We start from the raw sequence: 17,264 nt of genomic DNA, 5'->3' as shown, positions 1-17,264 counted from the left end.
CAGTCAGCGCTCGGGGAGTTCTCCTAACCGTCGCGCCTTCCTAAAGTCAGCCCATGACTTCACGAACCACCTCTTCTCCAGCGGCTCGCAACCGCCGGAAACCCATGCGGCGCGGTCTGCTGGCCCTCGGGCTCCTGGCCCTTGGCACGGCCCTCGCCACCCCTCACCGAGCCCAAGCTCGATCTCCAAAGGAATCGGACATGACAACGCATCCCTACCTCGGCATGTGGGTGACCGGCGACGGCCACGTGCGCCATCAGCTGCTGCCCAACGGACGCTACGACGAGGCGCGCGGCAACCGCGAGAGCGCCTACCGCGGCCGCTACGTCGTCGAAGGCACCCACATCGAGTACGTCGACGACACGGGCTTCACGGCCGATGGCGACTTCATCGACGGCGTGCTGCATCACGGCGGGATGGTGCTGCGGCGCGTCGCGCCTGCCAGCACCCGATGACCCGAACCCTCGTTTCCAACCTTAGAAAGACCCAACCATGAACGCCAAGACTTCCAGGATCGTCCTCATCACCGGCGCCAGCAGCGGCATCGGCGAAGCCACCGCCCGCCTGCTCGCGAAGAACGGCGCCACCGTGCTGCTCGGCGCCCGGCGCACCGAACGGCTGGACCGGATCGTCGCGGACATCGTCGCCGCCGGCGGCATCGCCGAGGCGCGCGCACTCGACGTGACGCGGCGCGAGGACGTGCAGGCCTTCGCGGCCCACGCCATCGCCCGCTTCGGCCGCATCGACGTCATCGTCAACAACGCCGGCGTCATGCCCCTGTCGCCGCTCGCCTCGCTCAAGCTCGACGAGTGGGACCGGATGATCGACGTCAACATCCGCGGCGTGCTGCACGGCATTGCCGCCGTGCTGCCCACCATGCAGAAGCAGGGCGCGGGCCACGTGATCAACGTCGCGTCGATCGGGGCGCACGCCGTCTCGCCCACGGCCGCCGTCTATTGCGCGACCAAGTACGCGGTCTGGGCCCTCTCCGAGGGCCTGCGGCAGGAGCACCAGGACATCCGCGTCACGACGATCAGCCCGGGCGTGACCGAGTCGGAGCTGGCCGACACCATCTCGGACCAGAAGGGCCGCGAAGAGATGAAGGAGTTCAGGAAGGTGGCGATCAGCGCATCGGCGATCGCGCGCGCCATCGACTTCGCGATCTCGCAGCCGGAGGACGTGGACACGAGCGAGATCGTCATTCGGCCGACTGCCAGCGCGCATTGAGCGTCGCTTCGACGCGCGCCGGGCGCCGCTTCAGGCGTCCAGCGCGCGATCGCCATGACAGCCGCAAGCGTCACGCCGCTGACACGCCCACGTCACCCCGTCTTCCTACGCTGCGCGCCTTCATCCTTTCGTTCAGCTTGCAATGAATTTCTCCGACGATCCGCGCGGCACGACCTCGCCGCGCGACGCCTCGCCTTCCACGCCGCATCCGGCCCCCGCTCCCGAATCCACCACGCCGCCGCGGCGCGACCTGCTCAAGCTCGGCGCCTCGCTGCTGACCCTCGGCGGCAGCGGCGCGCTGCTCGCCGCCTGCGGTGGCGGCGGCGGTTCGCCGGTGCTGGGCGCCCTGCCCGCGCCCGCCCCGGCGGCCCCCGCGCCGGCACCGGCGCCGCCGGTCGCCGCGAAGATCTCGAGCTTCGCGCTCGCCGTGATGCCCGACACCCAGTTCTACGCGCGCTACGCCACCGCGGCCGAGAGCGACCAGTACGACAAGCGCTTCGGCAGCGCGCCCTTCGCCGCGCAGACGAAGTGGATCGCCGACAACGCCAAGGCGCTCAACATCCCCTTCACCATCCACCTCGGCGACGTGGTCGACCAGGTCGGCAAGCCCGACCAGTGGAAGGTGGCCGATGCGGCGATGAAGCTGCTCGAGGACGCGAAGCTGCCCTACAGCGTGCTGGCCGGCAACCACGACGTGCTGCGCGACGTCGACTACGGCGTCGACCCGGTCGGCGGTACCGATGCGGACCGCGATCCGAGCAAGGAGCCCTACATCCAGTGGTTCGGCACCGAGCGCGCGAAGAAGCAGGCCACCTTCGGCGGGCGCGACCCGAGCGGTTTTCACGAGTACCACGTGTTCGAGGCGCAGGGCCAGAAGTTCATGGTGCTGTCGCTGTCGTGGCGCATCTCCGCCGCGGGCATCGCCTGGGCGCGCCAGGTGATCGCGAAGAACCCGACCCTGCCGGTGATCCTGTCGAACCACCAGCTGCTCAACATCGATGCCGACGGCACCAGCCCGCTCGAGACCGACTACGGCAAGATGCTGTGGGAGAAGCTGATCCGCGACAACGACCAGATCTTCATGACGCTCAACGGCCACCACCACGGCGCCGCGCACCTCACGAAGACCAACGACTTCGGCCACAAGGTCGAGGAGATGGTGGTGGACTACCAGATGGCCTACCAGGGCGGCAACGGCCTGATGCGCCTCTACGAGTTCGACCTGACGAACAAGAAGATCAAGGTGCTGTCGTTCTCGCCATGGGTGCCGCAGAAGCCGGCCGCCACGCTCAACACCTTCGACCAGGCGGTGCTGACCACGCCCAACGAGGCCTTCGAGATCGAGATGGATTTCGCGCAGCGCTTCGCCGGCTTCAACAAGGCCTTCGGCAGCGGCAGCGCGGTCATCGAGGGTTCGCTGGTCGACAAGGCGCGCGCGATGATCCTCGCCAACTACAAGGACCCCGAGACCGTCGCGCAGCGCCCCGCCGCCGACGCGGAGGACTATCCGAAGGTCGCGAACACGCTGGCGCACTGGCGCTTCTTCGGCGGCGCGCTCAACCAGCCGGTGCTGCCGGGCACGGTGGTGGCCGACGTCACGGGCAACAACCCGCTGCACCGCGATGCGCTCGACCAGGGCGGCGTGAAGGGCGCGGCCCATGGCGACGTGGTCTGGACCGACGACCGCCATCACCTGTCGGCGGCGCCGGGGTCGGTGCGCTTCCTCAACACCAACAAGAACACGCCGCGACTGAGCTACTTCCTCACCGACGCCAGCGCGCCGATCAATGCGCAGACGCTGGAGAGCGGCTACACGGTCGAGGCCTTCGTCAAGATCGACAAGAGCTGGACCAGCGGCAACCAGGCGTGGATGAACATCATGACGCGCGACGGCCGCCGCGGCGACCTCGCGGGCTATGCGGGCGGCGACGGCGAATCGCCGCCGATGCTGTTCGCGATCTCGAGCCTGCGCGAGGTGCAGTGGGAGGTGGTGCCGAGCCCCGCGGGCCGGCGCGAGCCCAAGGCCAACTGGTCGGGCGAGGTGATCGCCGACCGCTGGGTGCACATCGCCATCGTGAACGACCCGGTCTCGCACGACACCACCATGTACGTCGAGGGCGCACCGGTGCTGCGCAACGCCGCCGCGATCCCCGGCCTGGCCACGCTGTCGGCGAGCTCGCCCTGGGTGGTGGGCGGCGGCTCGTGGGACGGCGACCGCGCCGACGGCTTCTTCGGCAACATCGGCGAGGTGCGCGTGGTCGCGGCGGCATTGACGCCGTCGCAGTGGCTCACCGCGCGGCGCTAGGCGCCACGGGCGCGGTGCGACCTCAGGCCGTGGCCGGAAACGCCGCCGGCCTGCGGTCCGCCCAAGGCGCCGCGCGCTCGATCTGCCCAGCGAGCTGGTACAGCGTATCTTCCGCGCCGAAGCGCCCCGTGAACTGCACGCCGATCGGCAGGCCTTCGGTCGACCAGTGCAGCGGCACCGACATCGCGGGGTTGCCGGCCACGTTCCAGATCGAGGTGTAGCCCGTGTGGCTGCGCGCGATGGCCTTGTAGGTCGCGAGGTCGGTGCTCTCCATGTCGACCTCGCCGAGCTTGTGCGGCGGCGTGGCGCAGACGGGTCCGAGCAGCACGTCCCACTTCTCGAACTGCTGGCCCAGGGCGCGGCTCGCGCGCTGCAGGGTCTGGATGGCGTTGAGGTAGGTCTGCGCGCTCACCTCGCGGCCGGCCTCGGCGAACAGCGCGGTCACGCGCTGCAGGTCGCGGCCGCTGAAGTCGCGGCCCAGTTGCCGGTTGCGGCGCAGCAGCGAGGTGTACATGCTGGCGTGGATGATGTCGGCGCGGCACTGGAGGTACTCGTCGTCGGAGATCACGTCGTCCAGCGCGGGATCGACCCACTCGACCTGGTGGCCCAGCGATTCGCACAGCTTCGCCGCGTTCTCGACGCCGGCGCGCACCTGCGGATCGAGCGTCACGGCCTCGAAGGACTTGAGCGAGACGGCGATGCGCAGGCGCTGCGGATCGCGCTTCGTCAGCTCGAGGTACGAGGCCGCGGGCGGCGGTGCCCAGTACGGATCACCGGGCGCGGCGCCCTGCGAGACGTCGAGCAGCACCGCGCTGTCGCGCACCGAGCGCGTCACCACGTGGTGGATGGTCATGCCGGCCCAGCTCTCGCTGATGTGCGGGCCGAGCGGCACGCGCGCGCGCGTGGGCTTGAGGCCGAACAGGCCGCAGTGCGAAGCGGGGATGCGGATCGAACCGCCGCCGTCGGCCGCGTGCGCGCTCGGGATGATGCCGCCGGCCACGGCCGCAGCGGCGCCGCCGCTCGAGCCGCCCGTGGTGTGCTCCAGGCTCCACGGGTTGCGGCAGGGGCCGAAGATCTCGGGCTCGTTGGTGGCGCTGATGCCGAACTCCGAGAGACTCGATTTGCCGAAGATCACGAGGCCGGCGCGCACGTAGCGCTCGGCCAGGGTGCTGTCGATCGGCGAGCTGAAGTCGGCGAACAGGCGCGAGGCGCTGGTGGTCTTGGTGCCGGCGTAGAACACGCCCAGGTCCTTGAGCAGGAAGGGCACGCCACGCAGCGGGCCGTCGGGCAGGCCCTGCGCGATGCGGTCGCGCGCGAGGTCGAAGAAGCGCGTGGTGACGGCGTTGAGCACGGTGTCGCGCGCCTCGGTGCGGGCAATGGCCTCGTCGAGCAGTTCCTCGGCCTTGAGCTCGCGGCGGCGGACCAGGTCGGCCATGGCCACGGCATCGAGCTTGTCGTATTCGGCAATCATCGGTATCGCTTTCCTTGTGTGAGTGGATTTGCAGTCAGCGGAAATGGCAGGCCACCCATTGGCCCGCCGTCTTTTGTTCGAGCACCGGCTCCTCCTCGGCGCAGCGCGCCTGCGCCATCGGGCAGCGCGTGTGGAAGCGGCAGCCCGAGGGCGGCGCGGCCGGGTTGGGCGGATCGCCCTTGAGCAGCCGGCGCTGCGTGCGCACGCGCGGATCGGGCACGGGCACCGCCGACAGCAGGATCTCGGTGTAGGGATGCAGCGGCGCGCTGAACAGCGTGTCGCGCCCGGCGATCTCGACGATCTTGCCGAGGTACATCACGGCCACGCGGTGGCTGATGTGGCGCACCACCGCGAGGTCGTGCGCGACGAACAGGTAGGCGATGCCGAACTCGGCCTGCAGGTCGGTCAGCAGGTTGATGACCTGCGCCTGCACCGACACGTCGAGCGCCGACACCGGCTCGTCGCAGACGATCAGCTTCGGGTTCAGCGCCAGGGCACGCGCGATGCCCAGCCGCTGGCGCTGGCCGCCCGAGAACTCGTGCGGCAGCTTCTTCATGGCCTCGGGCCGCAGGCCGACCTTCGAGAACAGCCACGCGACGCGCTCGTTGCGCTGCGCGCCGTTCGACACGCCGAAGTTGCGCAGCGGCTCCGCCACCAGCTCACCGGCCGTCATGCGCGGATTGAGCGAGGCGTAGGGGTCCTGGAAGATGATCTGCATCTCGCGCCGCTGCTCGCGCATCGCGCCCGCGTCGAGCGAGAGCAGGTCGCGGCCGTTGAGCCGGACCGTGCCCGAGGTCGGCTCGATCAGCCGCAGGATCGACTTGCCGGTGGTGGTCTTGCCGCAGCCCGATTCGCCGACCAGCGCCAGCGTCTCGCCCGCGGCCACCGAGAAGGACACGCCATCGACCGCATAGACCTTCGAGGCCTTGCGCCGCGAGATCCACGAGCCCGGCGACTGGTAGTGCTTGCGCAGGTCGCGCACCTCGAGCAGGGGCGTGCCCGCCTCGGTTGCCGCGTTCGTGCTCATGCGCCGGCCTCCTGCAGCAAGACAGCCTGGGCCGTCGGTACTTCGGTCGTGCGAACCAGCTCCTCGACATGGAAACAGGCCGACAGGTGCGACGCGCCCGCGCCGTGTTCCTCGAGCGGCGGCACCTCGTTGCGGCAGCGTTCGCTCGCGAAGCCGCAGCGCGGCGCGAAGGCGCAGCCGCGCACCGCCTCGTGCGGCGACGGCACGATGCCGGGGATCTCGGTCAGCCGCGCGCTGTGGGTGTTCATCGAAGGCATCGAGGCCATCAGCGCGCGCGTGTAGGGATGCAGCGGCCGCTCGAACAGGTCGAGCACGTCGGCCTCCTCCACCTTGCGCCCCGCATACATCACGACCACGCGGTCGCAGCATTCGGCCACCACGCCGAGGTCGTGCGTGATCATCACGATGCCCATGCCGAGCTCGCGCTGCAGGCCGCGCAGCAGCTCGAGGATCTGGGCCTGGATCGTCACGTCGAGCGCGGTGGTCGGCTCGTCGGCGATCAGCAGCTCGGGATGGCAGGCCAGGGCCAGCGCGATCATCACGCGCTGGCGCATGCCGCCCGAGAGCTGGTGCGGATACTCGTTGACGCGGCGCTGCGGCTCGGGGATCTGCACCAGCCGCAGCATCTCGGTGGCGCGCGCCAGCGCCTCGCGGCGGCCCACCTGCTGGTGCAGCATCACGGTCTCGGCGATCTGCCGGCCCACGGTCAGCACCGGGTTCAGCGAGGTCATCGGCTCCTGGAAGATCATCGAGATGCGGTTGCCGCGGATGCGGCGCATCTCGGCCTCGCTGAGCTTCAAGAGGTCGGTACCGCGGTAGCGGATGGCACCGCCGGCGAAACGCCCGGGCGGGGTCTGGATCAGCCGCATCACGGACAGCGCCGTCACGCTCTTGCCGCAGCCCGATTCGCCGACCACGCCGACCGTCTGGCCGGCCTCGACGCGGTAGGAGACGCCGTGGACCGAGCGCACCTCGCCGGCCAGGGTGTCGAAGTAGGTGTGCAGGCCGTCGATCTCGAGCAGCGGCGCATCGCCCGCGCGGTGCGCCGCGCCCTTGGCGGCCAGGGGGGTGTCGTTCATGGACATGTCCTCAGAGCTGGCGCGCCACGTGCGGGTCGAGCGCATCGCGCAGGCCGTCGCCCAGCAGGTTGATCGCCAGCACCGTGAGCCCGAGCAGCAGGCCCGGGAACACGATGGGATAGAACACGATCGCGATCAGGTTGCGGCCTTCCGAGATCATGTTGCCCCAGCTCGGCACCTGCGGCGGCACGCCGACGCCGAGGAAGGACAGCGCGGCCTCGGCCAGCACCGCCGACGCGGCGATGAAGGTGGCCTGCACCAGCAGCGGCGCCAGGATGTTGGGCAGCACGTGCCGCCACAGGATGGTGCGCAGCCGCGTGCCGAGCGCATGCGCGGCCTCCACGTAGAGCCGCTCGCGCAGCGACAGCGAGAGCGCGCGCACCAGCCGCACCATGCGCGGCACCTCGGGCACGGTGATGGCGACGATCACCGTCGTCAGGCTGGCCTTGGTGAGCGCCATCAGCGCGATCGCCAGCAGGATGCCGGGGATCGCCATCAGGCCGTCCATCACGCGCATGATCGGCCCGTCGGTCCAGCGCACGAAGCCCGCCAGCAGGCCGAGCAGCACGCCCAGCAGCGTGGCCAGCAGCGCCACCGAGGCGCCGGTCACGAGCGAGACGCGCGCGCCCCAGACGGCGCGGCTGAAGGTGTCGCGCCCGAGCGCGTCGGTGCCGAAATAGTGGTCGGCCGAGGGCGCCTTCATGCGCGCGATCGGGTTGATGGCCTGGGGATCGTGGGTCGCGATCCACGGCGCGCCCAGCGCGGCCGTGACCACCACCAGCAGGATCAGCACGCCGAGGATCAGCGTGTAGTGCTTGCGCAGCAGCCGCAGCGCCGGCGAGGGAGGACGCCGCGCGGCGCCGGGGTTCAGGATGGCTTCGGTCATTCGCGGGGCCTCAATAGCGGATGCGCGGGTCGAACAGGCTGTAGCTCAGGTCGACCAGCAGGTTGATCAGCACATAGGCCGCCGCCGACAGCAGCAGCAGGCTCTGGATCACCGGGTAGTCGTGGTGCTGCACCGCGTCGACCACCAGGCTGCCGAGTCCGGGGATCGAGAACACGGTCTCGGTGACCACCACGCCGCCCAGCAGCAGCGCGATGCCCACGCCGATGGTGGTGACGATCGGGATCGCCGCGTTGCGCAGCGCATGGCCGAGCACCGGCAGCACGCCGAGGCCCTTGGCACGCGCGGTGCGGATGTAGTCCTCGTGCAGCACCTCGAGCATCGAGGCGCGCGTCATGCGCGTGAGCAGCGCGGTGTAGAGCAGCCCGAGGTTCAGGCACGGCAGCACCAGGTGCTTGAGCCAGGGCAGCACGCCCTCGGCGATGCCGCGGTAGCCCTGCACCGGCAGCCACTGCAGCTTGAGCGCGAAGGTGTAGACCAGCAGGTAGCCGGTGAGGAACACCGGCATCGAGAACGCGCACACCGCGAACACCATCACCAGCCGGTCGATCCAGCTGCCGGCGCGGTAGGCCGCGAGCACGCCCAGCGGGATCGACAGCATCACCGCCACCAGGATGGTGAAGAAGGCGATCGACAGCGTGGCGCCGATGCGCTGGCCCAGCAGTTGCGACACCGGCATCTGGTTGAACAGCGAGACGCCGAAGTCGCCGCGCACCACGTTGCCGACCCAGACCACGAACTGGTGCCACAGCGGCTGGTCCAGCCCCAGGGCGGCGCGCGTCTGCGCGATCTGCTCGGGCGTGGCGAAGTCGCCGACGATCAGCAGCACCGGGTCGCCGGGGGCGAGGTGGATCAGCAGGAACACGATCACCGACACCACCAGCATCACCGGCACCGTGGCGAGCACGCGCCGGATCACATATTCCATGCCGCGGTCCCCTTACTTCTCGACGTTCCACATGATCGGAATGCCCATGCCGAACAGCTCGGTGCCCTTCACGTCCTTGCGCGCCGCGAAGGTGGCCGGGTACTGGCCGTAGGGGATGTAGGGCGGCGCCTCATAGAAGCGGCGCTGCAGGTTGTCCACCAGCTGCTTGCGCTTGGCGGCATCGCCCTCGCGGATCCAGGCGTCGCGCAGTTCGTCGATCTTGGCGTCGCACGGCCAACCCGGCACCACGCTGCCCTTGCACGACGAGAGCACCCAGCCGTTGGTCAGCGGCGTGTCGACGTCGGCATTCTTCGAGGCCGTGAGGTAGAGGCTCCAGCCGCCCTGCGCCGGGCCTTCCTTCTTGTAGACGCGCGCCAGCACCGAGGACTGGTCCATCACCTGCACGTCGAGGTTCAGGCCGGCCTTCTTGAGGTACTGGATCCAGATCAGCGCGGCCATCGACTGCGTGCCGTCGGTGGGCTGCAGGAACACGATCTTCTCGCCCTTGTAGCCCGCCTCCTTGAGCAGCGCCTTGGCCTTCTCGAAGTCCTGCTTCCTGAAGGCTTCCGCGCCCGCGGCGGTCTCGTTGGGCGCGCCGCACATGAACACGGCCGGGCAGTAGAAGGACTTGCCGGGCTCGGGCGTGAAGCCCATGCCCGCGAGGATCTCCTCCTGGTTCACCAGGTGCATCAGCGCCGCGCGCGCCTTCGGGTTGTTGAACGGCGGCGCCAGCGTGTTGGCCACCATGAACGGCTGCCAGATGCCGGTCTGCGCCAGCCGCACGTTGGCGTCGGTGCGCAGCGCGGCCTGGTAGTCGGGCGGCACCACGTTGACGATGTCGACCTCGCCGTTCTTCAGCGCCGAGGTGGAGGTGTTGGCATCGGGCATGTAGCGCCACTCGACGCGGTCGAGCTTCACGCGCTTGCCGCCGGCCAGGCCATCGGCCGGCTCGCTGCGCGGCACGTAGTTGGGATTGCGCACGAACACCATGCGGTTGCCCGGGATCCATTCGTCGCGCTTGAAGATGAACGGGCCCGAACCGATGGGTTCGGGGATCGGCGCGTCGGGGAAGGCCTTGGCCTGCTTCTCGGGCACGATGAACAGCGTCTTGGCCGCGAGGATCAGCGGCACCTGGCCCATGCCCTCCTTGAGCTGCAGCGAGAAGGTCTTGTCGTCGACCACCTTCCACTCCGCGCCCGAGTCGGCCAGCAGCAGGCCCATGGTCGCGCGCTTGGCCCAGCGCTGCAGCGTGGCCACCACGTCGGCCGATGTCACGGCGCTGCCATCGGAGAACTTCAGGCTAGGGCGCAGGGTGAAGGTCCAGGCCTTGTTGTCGGGCGACTGCGTGAAGCGCTCGAGCATCTGCGGCTTGGGCTCGCCCTTGCTGTCGCGCGAGAACAGCGTGTCGAAGGCCATGTAGCCGTAGTCGCGCGTCACGTAGGTGTTGCTGAACAGCGGGTCGACCACCTTGAGGTCGTTGTTGATCGCCATGCGCAGGGTCTTGGCCGGCGCTGGTGCGTTCTGCGCGCACACGGCGGTCGCGGCCGCGCCCACCGCGCATGCCACCGCCCAGCCGGCGAGCCGTGCGTACAGGGGAGGGGAATTCTTCATGAGCCGGGTTCCTTTCAGGGTTTCGAGGGTTCGTGGAAAAACGCTGGAAATCTCTCGATATGAAATTTGATACACGATATATCATGTGTCAAACGAAGACAATCCGGGCATCTCCCATGCAAGAGCTGTGCTCGCTTTCTCTTTTTTGCGCCGACCTCGCGGCAGGCGCTGTGCTCGCGATGCCGGCGGCGCTCGCGCGCCGCGGCCTCAGGCCGGCGTGAGCCGCGTGTGCGAAGCGGCTTCGGCCGCGACGGTGCGCCAGTCGTAGTGCATCGGCACCGTTTCCGCGCGCCGCCAGGTGTCGCTCTGGTCGGCATAGTGCGCATCGCGCGGATCGCCGGCCGCGCCGTGGAACACGATCCAGCGGCAGGCCTCCCACTGCCCCACGTCGAACACGTAGCGCGCCAGCGAGGCGTAGTGCGCGTGCAGGCCCAGGTGCGGCAGGTAGCCGGTGGTGAAGACGGTTTCGTTGTCGCCGCCGATCGCGCCCATGTCGCGCGGCGCCACCAAGGGCTCGGCAGGGAACACCGGCGCCAGCGGATGGCGCAGCTCGAGCCGGTGCCGCTCGCCCCATGCCGCCACCGGCAGGCGCGCGACCTCGGCCAGGGCCTCGGTCAGCACCTCGTCCCAGCTCGCGCCGCCGAGCAGCGCGCGATCGTCGGCACGCAGCAACTGCGGCACGCACCAGCCGAGCTGGTAGTCGATCGCGAGGCCGGGCGGCACGGTGCGCTGCCGGCTCACATCGAGCGCGGCGAGCCCGCTGCGCCGCGCCACCGCGCGCGCCAGCGCCATGCGCAGCGAAACATAGGCATCGGCTTCCCGCGAATCGGCCTCGAGGCGCGCGTCCCAGGCCACGAGGCGGTCGCGCAATGCACGCGACGGGGCATCGGCCAGCGTCAACGGTGCGAGCCGCGCACAGATTTCGCGCGCCGGCAGGCTCAGCGTGTCGCGGTGCACGGCCTCCATGCCGGCGACGTCGGCCGACTCCATCGCCACCAGCATCTGCCAGATGCGCTGCGCGCGGTGCGGCGGATGGCAGTCGGTGCAGAGGTAGTCGTCATGGCGTTCGACCACGCGGTTGTTGGCGGTGACGATGAGGCCCGCTTCGGGATCGATCTGGCGCGGCATGCGCTCCCAGTCGATCCAGCCCTTCCAGGCATGGCGGTCGAGCCATCCTGGCACCGGCAGCCAGCCGTTGGCGGCCGCGCGCCGCGGCACCTTGGCGCGCACATGGTGGCCGATGTGGCCCTGCGTGTCGCCGGCCACCAGGTTGTGGTCGACCAGGCCCCAGCCGCGCACGGACTCGAACAGCGCATCGACGCTGCGCGCCTCCATCATCGGACGCATACAGTCGAGCGAGCGGTCGGCCTCCACGTCGGCCGAATGGCGCAGCACCAGCGCGCTGCCGCTCTTCGCGTCGCCGGCCACCACCGGGCCGCGCGCGGTCACGAGGATCTCGCAGTCCACGTCGGCCTGGCCGCGCACGCGGATGCGCTCCACGCGGCGCTCGACCTCGGCCCATTGGGCATCGCCGCCGCCGGGCGCATCGCTGCGCAGGTAGCGCCGGCCTTCGTCCTCGAAGCGCTCGAGGTAGACGTCGGCCGTGTCGACGAAGGCCACTGTCACGCACCACGCCACGTCGGGGTTGTGCGCGAAGTGCGGAAAGCCCGGCACGCCCGGCGAGGTCAGGCCGATCACGTCGAAGGCATCGCAGGCCAGGTGGCACTGCAGGTACATGTTGGGCATGTCGAGCACGCGGTGCGGATCGCCGGCCACCAGCGGCCGGCCGCTGCGCGTGCGGCTGCCGTGCACCGCCCAGTTGTTGCTGCCGCCGCCGGCCGCCTCGGTGTCGGCCTCGCCGATGAAGGCCGAGATGGCATCGGCCAGCTCGGCCATGTCGGGCGACAGGCGCCGGGCCAGCGAACCCGGCGGCAGGCAGACCAGTTCCTCGCCGCCGTCGTCCATGCGCAGGCGGTCGATCGCCTCGGCGCCGATCACCGGCAACGCGATGGCGCGCCACAGCTTCGGATAGACCGAGTTCAGCAGCAGCCCGGTCTGGCGCAGCACCGCGATGCTGTGCCATTCCTCCCAGGGTTCGGGCGTCTCGCCGAGCAGCGCGTACTCGGGCGACAGTTGGCCCTCGGCGATGAAGGCGTTCACGCCCGCGGTGTAGGCCGTGAGCATCGCGCGCGCGGGGGCGCCGAGCGCGGCCAGGTCGCGGCGGCTGCACTCGGCCAGGCCGAGCCGGCGCACCAGCATGTCCATCGGCAGCGCGGCCGGGCCGATCCATTCGGCATAGCGGCCGATCGCGCGGCGGCGCAGCGCATCCATCTGCCACAGGCGGTCGCTCGCATGCACATGGCCGAGCGCGAAGAAGGCGTCGTCGGCGTTGGCGGCGCGCAGGTGCGGAATGCCCCAGGCATCGCGCCACAGGTCCACCGGGGCGTGCAGTCCCTTGAGCGGGCGGGTCGGGTTCATCGGGGGGTGCTCCTTGTCTCGTTCGTTCTGTGTGTGTGCGGGAGCCCGCCCCTCAATCCATGCGCAGCGCGGGCGGCGCCATCCGCAGGAAGGGACTGAGGCTTTCGTAGAGGTGCGTGAGCTGCAGCACCGACAGGTCGTCGCGCGGGCGGCCGATGATCTGCATGCCCATCGGCAGGCCGCGCGCATCGAAGCCCACGGGCAGGCTGATGACCGGGCAGCCCGACAGCGTGCCAGGCGTGACCACCTCCATCCAGCGGTGGTAGCTGCTCATGGCACGGCCCGCGATCTCGCGCGGCCAGTGCTCCTCGATCGCGAAGGGGAAGACCTGCGCGGTCGGCAGCGCGAGGAAATCGTGCCGTTCAAACAGGCCCAGCAGGCAGTCGTACCAGGCGGTGCGGTCGAGCGCGGCGCGGTAGAGGTCGTCGGCCGAGAGCCGGCGGTACTGCTCGATCTCCCATTGCAGCTCGGGCTTCTGCAACGCGCGCGAGGCCGGCATGTCGTAGTGCGCGCCATGCTTGCCGCCGATGATGAACTGGCGCAGCACGGTGAAGGCGTGCCAGACGCGCTCCCAGTCGAAGTCGGCATGCACCGGCTCGACATGCAGGCCCGCATCGCCGAAACGCGCGAGCGCCGCTTCGCACAGCGCGAGGATGCCGGGCTCGAACGGCAGGTGGCCGCCGAGGTCACCGAGCCAACCGATGCGCGCGCCGGCGAAGTCGCGCTCGAGGCGGTCGTGCCAGTCGGGCACCGCGCCGTCGAGCGACAGCGGCGCGCGCGCGTCGTAGCCCGATTGCACCGACAGCAGCAGCGCGAGGTCGTCGGCGCTGCGGCCCATCGGGCCTTCGGTGGTCAGTTGCCCGGCGAAGGCATCGCCGCGCGGCCAGAACGGCACCCGTCCCTGCGAGGGCCGCAGCCCCAGCACGTTGTTGAAGGCCGCGGGGTTGCGCAGCGAGCCGCCCATGTCGGCGCCGTCGGCCACCGGCAGCATGCGCAGCGCGAGCGCCACCGCCGTGCCGCCGCTGGAGCCGCCGGCGCTGAAGCGCGGGTCCCAGGCATTGCCGGTGGCGCCGAACACCGGGTTGTAGGTGTGCGAGCCCAGGCCGAACTCTGGCACGTTGGTCTTGCCGATGAAGATCGCGCCGGCCGCGCGCATGCGCTCGACCATGATCGCGTCGGCCGCCGGCAGGTGGTCGGCGAACAGCGGCGAACCGAAGGTGGAGCGCATGCCGCGCACCGGCGCCGTGTCCTTGATCGCCTGCGGCAGGCCATGCAGCGCGCCCAGCGCGTCGCCGCGCGCCACCGCGGCATCGGCCGCGTCGGCCTCGGCCAGCACCTGTTCGTGCTCGACGCGCGAGACGATCGCGTTGAAGCGCGGGTTGAGCGCATCGACCTGCTGCAGGAAGGCGCTCACCACCTCGCGCGACGACAGCGCGCGGCGCCGGATCAGCGCGGCCAGCTCGCGCGCGGGCAGCCGGCAGAGCTCGGGCACCAGCACGGCGTCGCTCATCGCGTCTTCTCGCCGGACGCCAATGCCTCGCGCACCGCGTCGGCGATGCCCTGCGCCGTGAGGCCGTGGCGTTCGAACAGCCAGGGCATCGACGCACCCTGCGCGAAACGGTCGCGCACGCCCAGGCGCACCAGCCGCGTGCCGGCACCGGCCTCGGCCAGCACCTCGGCCACGGCCGAGCCCAGGCCGCCGACGATGGAGTGGTTCTCCACCGTCACGATCAGGCGCCGGCGCGCAAGCTGCCGCTGGATGAAGGCCTCGTCGAAAGGCTTGAGCGTGTGCGCGTTGGCCACGGCGACCGCGATGCCCTGCGCGCGCAGCGCGCGCGCCGCCGCCTTCGCGGGCTCGACCATCAGGCCGCTCGCGACGATCAGCGCCTCGCCGTCGCCGTCGTCCAGCGGCTGGATGCGGCCGAGCTCGAGCGGCTCCCAGGGCGTGCCTTCGGGCAGGGCCGCGGACGCGCGCAGCAATCGCAGGTACACCGGCCCCTTGTGGTCGGCCGCGGCACGCACCGCGGCCGGCACCTGCGCCGGGCCCGAGGGCTCGATCACCGTCATGTTCGGCAGCGCGCGCATCAGCGCGATGTCGTCGATCGCCTGGTGGCTCACGCCGAGGATGGTCGACAGGCCCGGCAGGAAGCCGACGATCTTGACGTCGGTGCGCGGATAGGCGACCTGCATCGCGATCTGGTCGAAGGGCCGGCGCGTGGCGAACACGCAGAAGGTGTGGACCCAGGCCTGCAGCCCGCTGCGCGCGAGGCCGCCGGCCACGCCCACCATGTTGGCCTCGGCGATGCCGGGGTTCAGGAAGCGCTCGGGGAAGGTGTCGCGGAAGATGTCGGTCTCGGTCGACGAAGTGAGGTCGGCCGAGAGCGCGACGATGTTCCTGCGTTCGCGCGCCAATGCCAGCAGCGTCTCGCCGTAGTAGCGCGGCACCGAAGATGCACCCGCCGACTGCGCGGCCGACATCGCGGTGTGGGCACCGCCCTGCGTGAAGTCCTCGACCTCGAGCGCGCGCGCCGGCGCCTTGATGTTCGCGTTCATGCCATCTCTCCCAGTTCGCGCAGCGCCGCGTCGGCCACCTCGGCCGGCAGCTTCGCGTTGTGGCTGATCACGCCCTCGAGCAGGCTCACGCCCTTGCCGGGCACCGTGGTGGCGACGATCATGGTCGGCCGCGCGGCCTGCCCGCGCGCGGCCGCGAAGGCCGCGAGCAGCGCCTCGAGATCGTGGCCGTCGAGCTCGATCACCTGCCAGTTGAAGGCGCGGAACTTGTCGGCGATGGGCGAGAGGCGCAGCACGCTGTCGGTGTGGCCCTCGACCTGCATCCAGTTGAGGTCGAGCACCACGCAGAGGTTGTGCAGGCCCTCGGAGCCCGCGAGCATCGCGGCCTCCCAGACCTGGCCTTCCTCGAGCTCGCCGTCGCCGAGCACCACGTTCACGCGGTAGTCGATGCCGCGGATGCGCGAGGCCAGCGCCATGCCGGCGGCCACCGACATGCCCTGGCCCAGCGAGCCGAAGGTGCCTTCGACCACGGGGCCGAGCCGCTCGGAGACATTGATCTCGAGCGCCGAACCGTCCTTCACGTAGTCGTCGAGCGAGGCCGAGGGGATCATGCCGCGCAGCGCGAGCGCCGCATGGAACAGCGCGGAGTTGTGCGCGGTCGAGAGGATGCAGCGGTCGCGCTCCTCCCAGCGTGCGTCGGCGGGGTCGATGCGCGCCTCGTGGAAGTAGAGGCTCGCGAAGATCTCGGCAGCGCCCAGCCCCTGCTGCACATAGCCCTGGCCATGGCGGCGCACGAGCTCGATGACCTGGCGGCGCAAGGTGTGCGCCACGCGCCGGAGTTCGGGCACGGGCAGCGCGAGGCGGTCGCGGCGTTGCCAGTCGGGAGGGAATGCCGTGGGGTGCAGGGCGCTGCCGGGGTCCGTCATGTCGGGCTTTTCTTTCTGCTGGAAGGGGGTGGCTGGTTGCGCAGCGCGAGCAGTTCCTCCGCGCGCGCGGGATTGGCATCGATTTCCTTCAGCACGCGCACGAAGTCGCGGCCGCCTTCGATCAGGTCGTCCTCGATGGCCTTGCGCACCATCGCCGTGTCGCGCTGCTGCAGCCCGCGCAGCACGTTCACGTGCTGGTGCTCGGCGTCGTAGGTCGGATGGCCGTGCGGGTAGAGGAAGTTCAGCATCGGTCCGACCTGCACCCAGATGCGGTCCAGCAGCTCGGTGAGCTGCGGCATGCCCGAATGGCGGTAGATGCCGAAGTGGAAATCGAAGTTGTGCTGCAGGGCCGCGCGGTAGTCCTTGGTCTTCTCCGCACGCACCAGCAGGCGATGGCTTTCCGTCAGCTGCTTGATCGTGGCGTTGTCGAGCAGGGGCACGGCACGCTCAGCCGCCAGTGGCTCGAGCGCGAAGCGGATGTCGCGCAGCTCGAGGTACTCGGCCAGCGTGAGCTGGCGCACGCGGATGAAGTAGCCCTCCTTCATCTCGAGCGCGCGGTCGCGCACGAGCTGGATCAGGGCCTCGCGCACCGGCGTCTCGCTGGTGCCCATGGTCTTGGCCAGGTCGCGGATCTTCAGGCGCTGACCCGGCTGGAAGGTGGCCGACATCAGCTGCTCGCGCAGATGCTCGTAGATCTGGCTCGCGAGGTTGGTGCGTTCGACCACGTTGATGACGGGGGTTGCCATGGCTTCTCTCTCCTTGAGTGCGGGTGCGTGAATCGCGCGGCTATTGTGGCG

At 70.2% G+C, this 17,264-nt stretch carries 14 protein-coding genes; 3 read left to right on the top strand and 11 right to left on the bottom strand.

Annotated features, from left to right (window positions below; all coding sequences use genetic code 11):
* Positions 1–200 precede the first annotated feature (200 nt).
* The 3 genes from R0232_RS44875 to R0232_RS44865 all read left to right on the top strand — a co-directional run bounded on the left by R0232_RS44875 (position 201) and on the right by R0232_RS44865 (position 3,532).
* On the top strand, positions 201–455 hold the full coding sequence (locus R0232_RS44875; RefSeq protein WP_431513653.1) for an Atu4866 domain-containing protein: 255 nt from the start codon (positions 201–203) through the stop codon (positions 453–455).
* Between the two features lie 37 nt (positions 456–492).
* Positions 493–1,227, top strand: a complete 735-nt coding sequence (locus tag R0232_RS44870) for an SDR family oxidoreductase (RefSeq protein WP_208507989.1) — start codon at positions 493–495, stop codon at positions 1,225–1,227.
* 142 nt (positions 1,228–1,369) lie between these two features.
* Positions 1,370–3,532, top strand: coding sequence for a LamG-like jellyroll fold domain-containing protein (locus tag R0232_RS44865; RefSeq protein WP_431513652.1), 2,163 nt, complete (start codon positions 1,370–1,372; stop codon positions 3,530–3,532).
* A gap of 22 nt (positions 3,533–3,554) precedes the next feature.
* Here R0232_RS44865 and R0232_RS44860 read toward each other — a convergent pair whose 3' ends face one another.
* The 11 genes from R0232_RS44860 to R0232_RS44810 form a co-directional block, all read right to left on the bottom strand.
* On the bottom strand, positions 3,555–5,003 hold the full coding sequence (locus R0232_RS44860; RefSeq protein WP_431513651.1) for an amidase: 1,449 nt from the start codon (positions 5,001–5,003) through the stop codon (positions 3,555–3,557).
* Positions 5,004–5,037: 34 nt separating this feature from the next.
* A complete protein-coding gene (locus R0232_RS44855) occupies positions 5,038–6,030 on the bottom strand; it encodes an ABC transporter ATP-binding protein (protein WP_431513650.1) in 993 nt (330 codons plus the stop codon).
* The gene (locus R0232_RS44850) at positions 6,027–7,109 is read right to left on the bottom strand and encodes an ABC transporter ATP-binding protein (protein ID WP_431513649.1); all 1,083 of its coding nucleotides are present in this window, start codon (positions 7,107–7,109) and stop codon (positions 6,027–6,029) included. Before R0232_RS44850 ends, R0232_RS44855 begins: the two co-directional genes overlap by 4 nt.
* 10 nt (positions 7,110–7,119) lie before the next feature.
* A complete protein-coding gene (locus R0232_RS44845) occupies positions 7,120–7,995 on the bottom strand; it encodes an ABC transporter permease (protein ID WP_208509999.1) in 876 nt (291 codons plus the stop codon).
* Positions 7,996–8,005: 10 nt separating this feature from the next.
* Positions 8,006–8,941, bottom strand: coding sequence for an ABC transporter permease (locus tag R0232_RS44840; RefSeq protein ID WP_057597732.1), 936 nt, complete (start codon positions 8,939–8,941; stop codon positions 8,006–8,008).
* A gap of 12 nt (positions 8,942–8,953) precedes the next feature.
* Positions 8,954–10,552: an ABC transporter substrate-binding protein gene (locus tag R0232_RS44835; RefSeq protein ID WP_431513648.1), complete on the bottom strand. Its 1,599-nt coding sequence runs from the start codon at positions 10,550–10,552 to the stop codon at positions 8,954–8,956.
* Between the two features lie 207 nt (positions 10,553–10,759).
* Positions 10,760–13,030 carry a penicillin acylase family protein gene (locus tag R0232_RS44830; protein WP_431513647.1) on the bottom strand — a complete coding sequence of 757 codons (2,271 nt, stop codon included), beginning with the start codon at positions 13,028–13,030 and terminating at the stop codon, positions 10,760–10,762.
* Between the two features lie 52 nt (positions 13,031–13,082).
* Positions 13,083–14,540: an amidase gene (locus tag R0232_RS44825; protein ID WP_431513646.1), complete on the bottom strand. Its 1,458-nt coding sequence runs from the start codon at positions 14,538–14,540 to the stop codon at positions 13,083–13,085.
* Positions 14,537–15,583 carry a transketolase family protein gene (locus tag R0232_RS44820; protein WP_431513645.1) on the bottom strand — a complete coding sequence of 349 codons (1,047 nt, stop codon included), beginning with the start codon at positions 15,581–15,583 and terminating at the stop codon, positions 14,537–14,539. Before R0232_RS44820 ends, R0232_RS44825 begins: the two co-directional genes overlap by 4 nt.
* Positions 15,580–16,467, bottom strand: coding sequence for a transketolase (locus R0232_RS44815; RefSeq protein ID WP_431513644.1), 888 nt, complete (start codon positions 16,465–16,467; stop codon positions 15,580–15,582). The genes R0232_RS44820 and R0232_RS44815 overlap by 4 nt, the downstream gene beginning before the upstream one ends.
* Positions 16,464–17,213: a GntR family transcriptional regulator gene (locus R0232_RS44810; RefSeq protein WP_093355890.1), complete on the bottom strand. Its 750-nt coding sequence runs from the start codon at positions 17,211–17,213 to the stop codon at positions 16,464–16,466. The genes R0232_RS44815 and R0232_RS44810 overlap by 4 nt, the downstream gene beginning before the upstream one ends.
* Positions 17,214–17,264 lie beyond the last annotated feature (51 nt).

This window comes from Variovorax sp. DAIF25, assembly GCF_050711835.1.
Taxonomy (GTDB): Bacteria; Pseudomonadota; Gammaproteobacteria; order Burkholderiales; family Burkholderiaceae_C; genus Variovorax.
This window is presented reverse-complemented; position numbering and strand designations above follow the sequence as displayed.

What these genes read in the sequence shown, in the direction of transcription:
- R0232_RS44875 (WP_431513653.1), top strand. Translation starts at nt 201, where the DNA reads ATGACAACGCATCCCTACCTCGGCATGTGGGTGACCGGCGACGGCCAC.
- R0232_RS44870 (WP_208507989.1), top strand. Translation starts at nt 493, where the DNA reads ATGAACGCCAAGACTTCCAGGATCGTCCTCATCACCGGCGCCAGCAGC.
- R0232_RS44865 (WP_431513652.1), top strand. Translation starts at nt 1,370, where the DNA reads ATGAATTTCTCCGACGATCCGCGCGGCACGACCTCGCCGCGCGACGCC.
- R0232_RS44860 (WP_431513651.1), bottom strand. Translation starts at nt 5,003, where the DNA reads ATGATTGCCGAATACGACAAGCTCGATGCCGTGGCCATGGCCGACCTG.
- R0232_RS44855 (WP_431513650.1), bottom strand. Translation starts at nt 6,030, where the DNA reads ATGAGCACGAACGCGGCAACCGAGGCGGGCACGCCCCTGCTCGAGGTG.
- R0232_RS44850 (WP_431513649.1), bottom strand. Translation starts at nt 7,109, where the DNA reads ATGAACGACACCCCCCTGGCCGCCAAGGGCGCGGCGCACCGCGCGGGC.
- R0232_RS44845 (WP_208509999.1), bottom strand. Translation starts at nt 7,995, where the DNA reads ATGACCGAAGCCATCCTGAACCCCGGCGCCGCGCGGCGTCCTCCCTCG.
- R0232_RS44840 (WP_057597732.1), bottom strand. Translation starts at nt 8,941, where the DNA reads ATGGAATATGTGATCCGGCGCGTGCTCGCCACGGTGCCGGTGATGCTG.
- R0232_RS44835 (WP_431513648.1), bottom strand. Translation starts at nt 10,552, where the DNA reads ATGAAGAATTCCCCTCCCCTGTACGCACGGCTCGCCGGCTGGGCGGTG.
- R0232_RS44830 (WP_431513647.1), bottom strand. Translation starts at nt 13,030, where the DNA reads ATGAACCCGACCCGCCCGCTCAAGGGACTGCACGCCCCGGTGGACCTG.
- R0232_RS44825 (WP_431513646.1), bottom strand. Translation starts at nt 14,540, where the DNA reads ATGAGCGACGCCGTGCTGGTGCCCGAGCTCTGCCGGCTGCCCGCGCGC.
- R0232_RS44820 (WP_431513645.1), bottom strand. Translation starts at nt 15,583, where the DNA reads ATGAACGCGAACATCAAGGCGCCGGCGCGCGCGCTCGAGGTCGAGGAC.
- R0232_RS44815 (WP_431513644.1), bottom strand. Translation starts at nt 16,467, where the DNA reads ATGACGGACCCCGGCAGCGCCCTGCACCCCACGGCATTCCCTCCCGAC.
- R0232_RS44810 (WP_093355890.1), bottom strand. Translation starts at nt 17,213, where the DNA reads ATGGCAACCCCCGTCATCAACGTGGTCGAACGCACCAACCTCGCGAGC.